This window comes from Kitasatospora sp. NPDC096077 (genome assembly GCF_040303245.1).
In the GTDB taxonomy this organism is placed as follows: Bacteria; Actinomycetota; Actinomycetes; order Streptomycetales; family Streptomycetaceae; genus Kitasatospora.
Genome location: NZ_JBEOSV010000129.1, coordinates 1 through 7840, shown reverse-complemented (window position 1 = coordinate 7840; position 7840 = coordinate 1). Strand labels below are relative to the sequence as shown.

The window sequence follows — 7840 nt, the reverse complement described above, 5'->3', positions numbered from 1 at the left end:
GCGGCCCCCCCCCGCCCGCCCCCCCCCCCCCCCCGGGCGCGGCGTCGGGGGCCGCCCCCCCCCCCCGGGGGCGGGCCCCCCCACCCCCGCCCACCCCTGGAGCCCGCCATGCCGCTCACCGCCCCCCTCTTCGCCGCCGTCGACATCGGCGGCACCAAGATCGCCGGGGCGCTGGTCGACCAGGCCGGACGGCTGCGGCACCGGCTCCAGCTACCCACCCCCGCCGACCAGCCCGCCGCGGCCGTGTTCGCCGTCGTCCACGCGGTGCTGGACCGGCTCGCCGACACCCCCGACTGGGCCGCCGTGACGGCCCTCGGCATCGGCAGCGCCGGCCCGGTCGACCTGGTCGGCGGCACCGTCAGCCCGGTCAACATCCCCGGCTGGCGCGGCTTCCCGCTGGTCGCCGAGGTCGCCGCGCACCCGGCGGTGGCCGCCCGCGCCCTGCCCGTCCGGCTGGCCGGGGACGGCGTCGCGATGGCCGCCGCCGAGCACTGGCAGGGCGCGGCCCGGGGCGCCGCCAACGCGCTCTGCCTGGTGGTGTCCACCGGCGTCGGCGCCGGCCTGGTGCTGGACGGCGCCGTCCGGCCGGGCCCCAGCGGCAACGCCGGGCACCTCGGCCACATCACCGTCGACCTGGACGGCGAGCCCTGCCCGTGCGGCTCCCGCGGCTGCCTGGAGGGCCTGGCCAGCGGCACCGCGATCGCCCGCCGGGCCCTCGCCGACGGCTGGCGCCCGCCCGGCGGGGACCGCACCGCCCGCGCGGTGGCCGCCTCCGCCGCCGCGGGCGACCCGGTCGCGCTGGCCGCCTTCGACCGCTCGGCCCAGGCGCTGGCCGCCGGGATCGCCGCCACGGCCGCCCTGGTCGACCTCGACCGGGTGGTGGTCGGCGGCGGCGTGGCCACCGCCGGGGACGTCCTGTTCTCCCCGCTCGCCCGCCACCTGGACCGCTACGCCACCCTGTCCTACCTCCGCGGCCTGGACGTGCGCCGGGCCGAACTCGGCACCGACGCCGGCCTGATCGGCGCGGCCGCGCTCTGCCGCTGACCTCCCCCGCCCCACTGGAGACCCCAGGCATGCCGCCCTACGCCCTGCTCGACAACCCGGTCCGCCACTACCCCTGGGGCTCCCCCACCGCCATCCCCGCCCTCACCGGCACCGCCCCCGACGGCACCCCGCAGGCCGAACTCTGGCTCGGCGCCCACCCCTCGGCACCGTCCCGGACGGACGGCCGCCGGCTCGACGACCTGATCGCCGCCGACCCGGACGCCCTGCTCGGGCCGGAGACCGTACGGCGGTTCGGCCCCACGCTGCCGTTCCTGTTCAAGGTGCTGGCCGCCGACCGGGCGCTCTCCCTCCAGGTCCACCCGACCCGCGCCCAGGCCGAGGCCGGGTACGCCGAGGAACAGGCCCGGGGCATCCCGCTGGACGCCCCGGAGCGGGTCTTCAAGGACCGCTCGGCCAAACCCGAACTCCTGGTCGCACTAGGCGACTTCGAGGCCCTGTGCGGGTTCCGCCCGACCGCCGGAACCACCCGGTTGCTGGACTCCCTCGGGGTGCTCGCGCCCTGGGCCGCCGCCCTGCGCGAGCGGCCCGCCGAGGCGGTACTGCCCGGGCTGCTCCGGCAGGCCCTGGCCGCCGGAGCCCGCCAAGTCGCCGACGTGGCCGAGGCGTTGCACCGCGAGGCGGCCGCCGGCGGCCGGTACGCCGGGAGCTGCGCCGGCTACGCCCGGCTGGCCGAGGAGCACCCCGGCGACCCCGGGCTGCTCGCCGCACTGCTGCTCAACCACGTCCGGCTCACCGCCGGGCAGGCGCTGTACCTGGACGCCGGGGTGCCGCACGCCTATCTCCAGGGCACCGGCGTGGAGTTGATGGCCAACTCGGACAACGTGCTGCGCTGCGGGCTCACCGACAAGCACGTCGACGTGCCCGGCCTGCTCGCCGTGACGACCTTCCGTGCCGCCGAGCCCGCCGTGCTGTCGGCCCGTCCACTGAACCCCGCCGAGGCCGAATTCCCCACCCCGGCCGAGGAGTTCCGGCTCTCCCGGCTCCAGCTGCCGACCGGCGCCATCCGCGTCGAGCTGCCCACTCCGCAGATCCTGCTCTGCGTCGCGGGCCGCACCCGGCTGCGGGCCCCCGGCCACCCCGCCCTCGACCTGCCCCGGGGCGCCGCCGCCTACCTCCCCCCGGGCGCCGGACCGGTCGAACTGACCGGCCCGGGCGCCGGGCTGTTCCGCGCCACCACGGGCGGGTAGCGGGCGACGCGTACCGGCCGTCGGACACCACGTGGCAGCCGTCGGGCAACGGTCGCTCAGGCGGGCAACGGATGGCCGAAGAGCAGGTCGTAGCCGTCCGGCAGCTGCTCCAGGACCCGGTCGACCAACTCCCCGGGCACCAGTTCGGCCACGGTGCTGAGCACCGCCCCGATGTCCCACTGCGCGGTCGCCGGCGTCGCCCCGTCGATCCAGCCCACCACGGCCGTCACGAAGCGCTCCGCGGTCAGCGGCTCGGCGGCCGGCCGGGCGTCCCGCAGCAGCGAGGCGTACGTCCCGGGCAGCGCCTCGGCGAGTTCCGTCCGCTCCGCGCCCACCAGGTGCTCGCCCAGCAGGCCGAGCACGACGCGCACGGCGTGGTCGGCCTCCGCCGCACCCCGGTACTCGCCGCGCTCCACGACGCGGGCGAGGAAGTCCTCCCAGGAGATGGTCATCGCGTCCTCCTTCCGGTCGGCGGGATCCGGCCGGGTCCACGGCCGACGATCCGAGCGGACCGAGGGGCCGGGTGGGCCGTCGGTCCGGAGGGCGGGGGTTCGCGGGGCGGGGTCCGTGCGGGCCGCCTCATCGCGGTCCGTGACCGCCGGGGGACGTACCGGTTCCCGTGCTGCTCAGCGTACTGCGGTCCGGGCCGGGCGGTACCCACCGATCCGGGAGAAAGGCCCCGGGCGAAAGGCTCCGGGCGAAAGGCAGAGCGCGGAATGCGGAAGTGACCGGCCGGACGGATCGACGCCGTTGTCGATCACGCCGCCGGCCCGCGCCGTCACCGGCACGGGAATGCGCGGATCAGCCCGCCGAGGTGCGGCACCGTCGGCGCGGGCTGCGCGGCGAGCCCACCCCGCCACCGGCCCGGACCGTCATCCGCTGGACCGCCGCGGACGCCGCAGCCGACGCCTGGGACTGCGCCGAGGCCGCCCGGGCACCGCCACGCGCCGTGTCCGTCGCCGCGCCGCCCACCGGTCCGGTCGTCCGGCCCACCAGGCCCGGTGCGGCCGTCGACACCGACATAAACGCCGACAGAAAGCGCCGCTCGTTCTGGCTGAGTTTGCGCGAACGGCCGGATTCCCGGTCCCGTGCGACCACCACGGTCCGGGCCCGCATAAAGGTGAGCGGTTCCCGGCAGACATTCACCTCGACCTGGGCGGAACTCCGCCCGAGCCGTTCCACCGTCAACCGCACCGACAAAGGCTCGGGGCAGTGGTGCAACTGCTCCAGGTAATCGATCTCGTGCCGGGCGATAATGAATCCGGACGGGAACAACGATTGCCGGACGGCGGTCGCGTGGTGGCACAACAGGTCGTAAATCCCCTCCTGGATGTAGCCGACCAGTCGGGCGTTGTTGATGTGCCCGTTCTCGTCGACGTCGCTCCACCGGGTGGGGCAGGACAGCACGTGCACTCCCGGGTGCAGCGCGCTCACTGCTGCGTCAGCCCGGCGCCGGCCCCGGTGGGCAGCAGCGCCCGCTGCAGCCTGGCGTAGTAGCCGGAGTGCTCGGCCGCCATCCGGGCCGCCGTCCAGCCCTCCTCGGCGGCCTCGGCGGCGGCCTGGACGACCAGGCTGTCCAGCACCAGGTCGACCGACCGGCAGAGTTCGGCGACCGCCGCGAGCCGTTCGGTGACGTCCGCGGTGCCGGCCGCATTCCGGGCCGGAAAGGCCGCCAAGGAGTCGACCGCGAGCTGCAGATCGTCGATGGCGTCCGACCGGCTTTCCTCCGGGGAATTCTGCATTCTTTTCTCCAGGAGCGATGAGGGCCATTACGGCCCGGTAACTGACGTTCGAATACACCTGATCGGTGTCGATCCCCCGACGGCTTCGACGCTATCCCAGTCGGCGCGGGTCCGCAGAAGGTTTTCGGACCGCGACGGGAAACTGACTTCCATTGGAGTAGTTTGCCGGGGTACACAATATGCCCCATCAGCCGAACGCCGTCGGCAGATCGGGTGGTATCGCCGACCCGCCGACCAAGATCGACTACCCTCCGTCACGAATCTGCTAACGGATACCCCGCAGCACGGCTCGGCCGAACGACGCCGGGCCCGTCGCCCCGGGTGGCGACGGGCCCGGCGTCCGCCCGGAGCGTCGAAGCCCCGGGCTGTCAGTGCCCCGGCGTTGCCAGTGCACCAGCAGCGTCAGTGCACCGGCGGCGTCAGTGCCGCCCGGAGACCAGGTCGGCCACCCGGGCGATCGGCGAGGTGGTGGCCCGCCCGGCCGCCTCCTGCCGGTCGGCGGCGTGGTAGGCGGCGTACATCGCCTGCACCCCCAGCCAGCGCAACGGTTCCGGCTCCCAGCGCCGCACCGTGTGGCCCACCCAGGGCAGCCCGGTCAGCTCGGTGTCCCGCCCGAGCACCAGGTCGCACAGGGTGCGGCCGGCCAGGTTCGCGGTGGTCACCCCGCTGCCGACGTACCCGCCGGCCCAGCCGAGCCCGCTGAGCCGGTCCAACTCGACCGTCGCGCACCAGTCCCGGGGCACGCCCAGCACCCCCGCCCAGGCGTGGTCGATCCGGGCCCGGGCGGCGGCCGGGAAGAACCGGTCCAGAATCCGGCGCAGTTGGCGCACGGTCTCCACCTGGGTGCTGCCGTCCGAGTCGGTCCGGGAGCCGAAGCGGTACGGCACGCCGCGGCCGCCGAGGGCGATCCGGTCGTCGGCGGTGCGCTGGGCGTACATGTAGGCGTGCGCGAAGTCCCCCAGCACCTCACGGCCCTGCCAGTTGGCCCCGGCCCAGAACTCGGCGGGCAGCGGCTCGGTGGCGACCATCGCGGAGTTCATCGGCAGCCAGGTGCGCCGTTCCCCGCGCAGCCCGGCGGTGAACCCCTCGGTGGCGCGCAGCACGTGCTCGGCGGTCACGGTGCCGTACGGGGTGACGGCGCGGGGGCGGCGGTGCCGGGTGCCGGGCAGCACGGCGGCCACCGGCGTGCCCTCGTGCACCGCGACGCCCATCCGGCCCACCACCTCGGCCAACCCCCGGACCAGCTTGGCCGGTTGGATCCGCGCCCCGTACGGCGACCAGGCGCCGCCGAGCGTCCCGGCGACGTCGACCCGGGCCGCGGCCTCCTGTGCGGTGAGCTCCTCCACCCGGCCGTCCCCGTAGCCGCGCTCGGCCGCCACGTACGCCTTCAGCCGCTCCAACTGCGGCCTGCTCCGGGCCACTTCGAGCACTCCGCCGCGGACGACGTCGGCATCGATCCGCTCGGCGGCCGCCGTCCCGACGACCTCGCCGACCGCCTCGTCCATCAGCCGCTGCATCGCCGCGGCGCGGCCGTGCCCGTACCGCCTGGCGAAGGCGCCGCGCCCCGCGAAGCCGTTGTACAGCCAGCCGCCGTTGCGCCCGGAGGCGCCGTAGCCGCAGAACCGGCGCTCCAGCAGGGCGATCCGCAGCGAGGGGTCCGCCTTCTTCAGGTAGTAGGCCGTCCACAGGCCGGTGTACCCGCCCCCGACGATGCACACGTCGACATCGGCGTCCCCCGCCAGCGCGGGCCCGGGCCGCGGCACCCCGCCCGCCGCGTACCAGAACGACACCTCGCCGTTGACCGCTGCCACCGGAACCTCCTACACCGTCGCCGACCTGCCCGGACGCTACTCCGGGCGGATCACCGCGGGACACCTCCACACTGCCAGGTTCCCGGTGCGGGACCAGCCACCCTGTCAGCCCTCCGGCACGGGCCGCGGGCCGACGGGCCGGTCCTACCGCAGTTCCGCGGCCGCCGCCCGGAGTTCGTCGAACGCGGCGAGGGTGAGGTCCGCCAGCTCGCCGGGGTCCTCGTCACGGGCCGGGTCCGTCCAGCGGCTGTACCCGATCCTGAAGGCGAGCACGCCGAGTTCGGCCGCCACCCGGGCGGCGGCCTCGGCGACGCCCCGTCGTTCCAGCGCCTCGACCACGACCGCGGCCAGGCCGGCGTTCTTCATCGCCGCGCGGCTGCGCAACTCCTCGTTCGCCTCGATCGCGGCGTGCAGCAGCGGGCCGAGCGAGCGGTTGAAGGCCGTCATCCCGCCCGAGGCGCGGGCCAGGCCGGCCGCGACGGCCGCCATCGGCGTCGCGTCCGCGGGGGCGGCCCCGATGCCCTCGTCCAGCAGCCGGCTCAGGGCCTGCTGGCCGGCGCCGAGGATCTCGCGCTTGTCCGAGAAGTGCCGGAAGAAGGTGCTGCGGGTGAGCTCCGCGCGTTCGGCGATCTGGGCGACGGTCGTCTCGTCGTAGCCCTGCTCGGCGAACAGGCCCAGCGCCGCCACGACCAGGCGCTGTCGGGCATCGGGCTTCCATCTCGGCATGTCGGCATCCTAACGCGATGCGACACATGTCGCATCGTGGCCTACGGTGACGGGACACCAGTCGCATCACGGAGTACAGTGATGGGACACCAGTCGCATCACGTCTTGGAGTTCGTCATGCGCGTCTTCATCACCGGCGGAACGGGCCTGATCGGCTCGACCGTCCTCGCCGAACTGCTCTCCGCCGGCCACACGGTCACCGCCCTCGCCCGCTCCGACGCCTCCGCCGCCCTCGCCGCGGCCGCCGGCGCCGAGGTGCTGCGCGGCGGCCTCGCCGACCTCCCGGTCCTGCGCACCGGCGCCGAACAGGCGGACGGCGTCATCCATCTCGCCTTCAGCAACGACTTCAGCTCGCCCGAGGCCCTGGCCCACGGCATCGCCGAGGAGGGCGCCGCACTCGCGGCCCTGGGCGAGGCCCTGATCGGCACGGACCGACCGCTGGTCACCGCCTCGGGCACCCCGTACGCACCGGGGCGCGCCGCCACCGAGGACGACCCGCTGCCGACCGAGGGCCCGGTCGCCGGCCGCAGCCGCTCCGTGACCCGGGTGCTCGACCTCGCCGCCCAGGGCGTGCGCAGCTCGGCGGTACGGCTGCCGCGCACCGTCCACAACGAGGGCCGGGGCGGGTTCGCCGGGCTGCTCACCGAGCTCGCCCGGCGCACCGGCGTGGCCGGCTACCCCGGGGACGGCACCCAGCGCTGGCCGGCCGTCCACGCGCGGGACGCCGCCGTGCTGTTCCGGCTGGCCCTGGAGCGGGCCCCGGCCGGCACCGCCTGGCACGCGGTGGCGGACGAGGGCGACGCGGTGCGCGACATCGTCACGGTGATCGGCCGCCGACTGGGCCTCCCGGTCGCGTCGGTGCCGCCGGAGGACTTCGGCGCCATCGGCCCGGTCTTCGCGGCCGACCAGCCCGCCTCCAGCGCCCGCACCCGGGCCGAACTCGGCTGGCGGCCGACCCACCCGAGCCTGCTGGCGGACCTGGAGCAGCTGGCACCCACCGAGGCCTGACCGGCCGCAGTGCTCACCGCCCTCACCTCCCCCTCCCCGGGAGACTCAGCCCGGGAGCCGCACCGGAGTGACCACCGAGGGCGGTGAGCACTGCGCGGACGTCCGGCAGACGGTCAGCGGCCGGGGGTTGAGACCGTCGAGGACCTGGACCGACCACAGGACCGGGTAGCTGCCCCCGCAGATGCCGCAGGTCGGGGGCGGCGGCGCGGCGAAGCCCTCGGGCGGCGGACCGAACCCCGGTGCCGCGGCCGGTGCGACTGCCGGTGCGGCGGGCATCGGCGGGAGGGCCGGCCGCGGCGGC

Annotated in this window: 9 protein-coding genes; 3 read left to right on the top strand and 6 right to left on the bottom strand. The window is 75.9% G+C overall.

Annotated features, from left to right (window positions below; all coding sequences use genetic code 11):
• Positions 1–108: 108 nt before the first annotated feature.
• Both ABTZ03_RS43800 and manA read left to right on the top strand, forming a co-directional pair.
• Positions 109–1044, top strand: a complete 936-nt coding sequence (locus ABTZ03_RS43800; RefSeq protein ID WP_350518873.1) for an ROK family protein — start codon at positions 109–111, stop codon at positions 1042–1044.
• A 29-nt stretch (positions 1045–1073) separates the two neighbouring features.
• Positions 1074–2252: a mannose-6-phosphate isomerase, class I gene (gene manA, locus ABTZ03_RS43795; RefSeq protein WP_350518872.1), complete on the top strand. Its 1179-nt coding sequence runs from the start codon at positions 1074–1076 to the stop codon at positions 2250–2252.
• A 56-nt stretch (positions 2253–2308) separates the two neighbouring features.
• Here the strand turns inward: manA and ABTZ03_RS43790 are convergent, their stop codons facing one another.
• From ABTZ03_RS43790 to ABTZ03_RS43770, 5 genes are all read right to left on the bottom strand, one after another.
• On the bottom strand, positions 2309–2704 hold the full coding sequence (locus ABTZ03_RS43790) for a DUF2267 domain-containing protein (RefSeq protein ID WP_350518871.1): 396 nt from the start codon (positions 2702–2704) through the stop codon (positions 2309–2311).
• A gap of 349 nt (positions 2705–3053) precedes the next feature.
• On the bottom strand, positions 3054–3686 hold the full coding sequence (locus ABTZ03_RS43785) for an acyl-CoA thioesterase (RefSeq protein ID WP_350518870.1): 633 nt from the start codon (positions 3684–3686) through the stop codon (positions 3054–3056).
• Entirely contained in the window at positions 3683–3994 is a 312-nt protein-coding gene (locus ABTZ03_RS43780) for a hypothetical protein (RefSeq protein ID WP_350518869.1), read from the bottom strand. Before ABTZ03_RS43780 ends, ABTZ03_RS43785 begins: the two co-directional genes overlap by 4 nt.
• 419 nt (positions 3995–4413) lie before the next feature.
• Entirely contained in the window at positions 4414–5805 is a 1392-nt protein-coding gene (locus ABTZ03_RS43775) for an NAD(P)/FAD-dependent oxidoreductase (RefSeq protein ID WP_350518868.1), read from the bottom strand.
• Positions 5806–5949: 144 nt separating this feature from the next.
• Positions 5950–6531 carry a TetR/AcrR family transcriptional regulator gene (locus ABTZ03_RS43770; RefSeq protein WP_350518867.1) on the bottom strand — a complete coding sequence of 194 codons (582 nt, stop codon included), beginning with the start codon at positions 6529–6531 and terminating at the stop codon, positions 5950–5952.
• 117 nt (positions 6532–6648) lie between these two features.
• Here ABTZ03_RS43770 and ABTZ03_RS43765 point away from each other — a divergent pair, with 117 nt between their 5' ends.
• On the top strand, positions 6649–7539 hold the full coding sequence (locus ABTZ03_RS43765) for an NAD-dependent epimerase/dehydratase family protein (protein ID WP_350518866.1): 891 nt from the start codon (positions 6649–6651) through the stop codon (positions 7537–7539).
• Between the two features lie 45 nt (positions 7540–7584).
• Here ABTZ03_RS43765 and ABTZ03_RS43760 read toward each other — a convergent pair.
• Positions 7585–7840: hypothetical protein (locus tag ABTZ03_RS43760; protein ID WP_350518865.1), on the bottom strand; the 256-nt coding region annotated here is incomplete at its 5' end.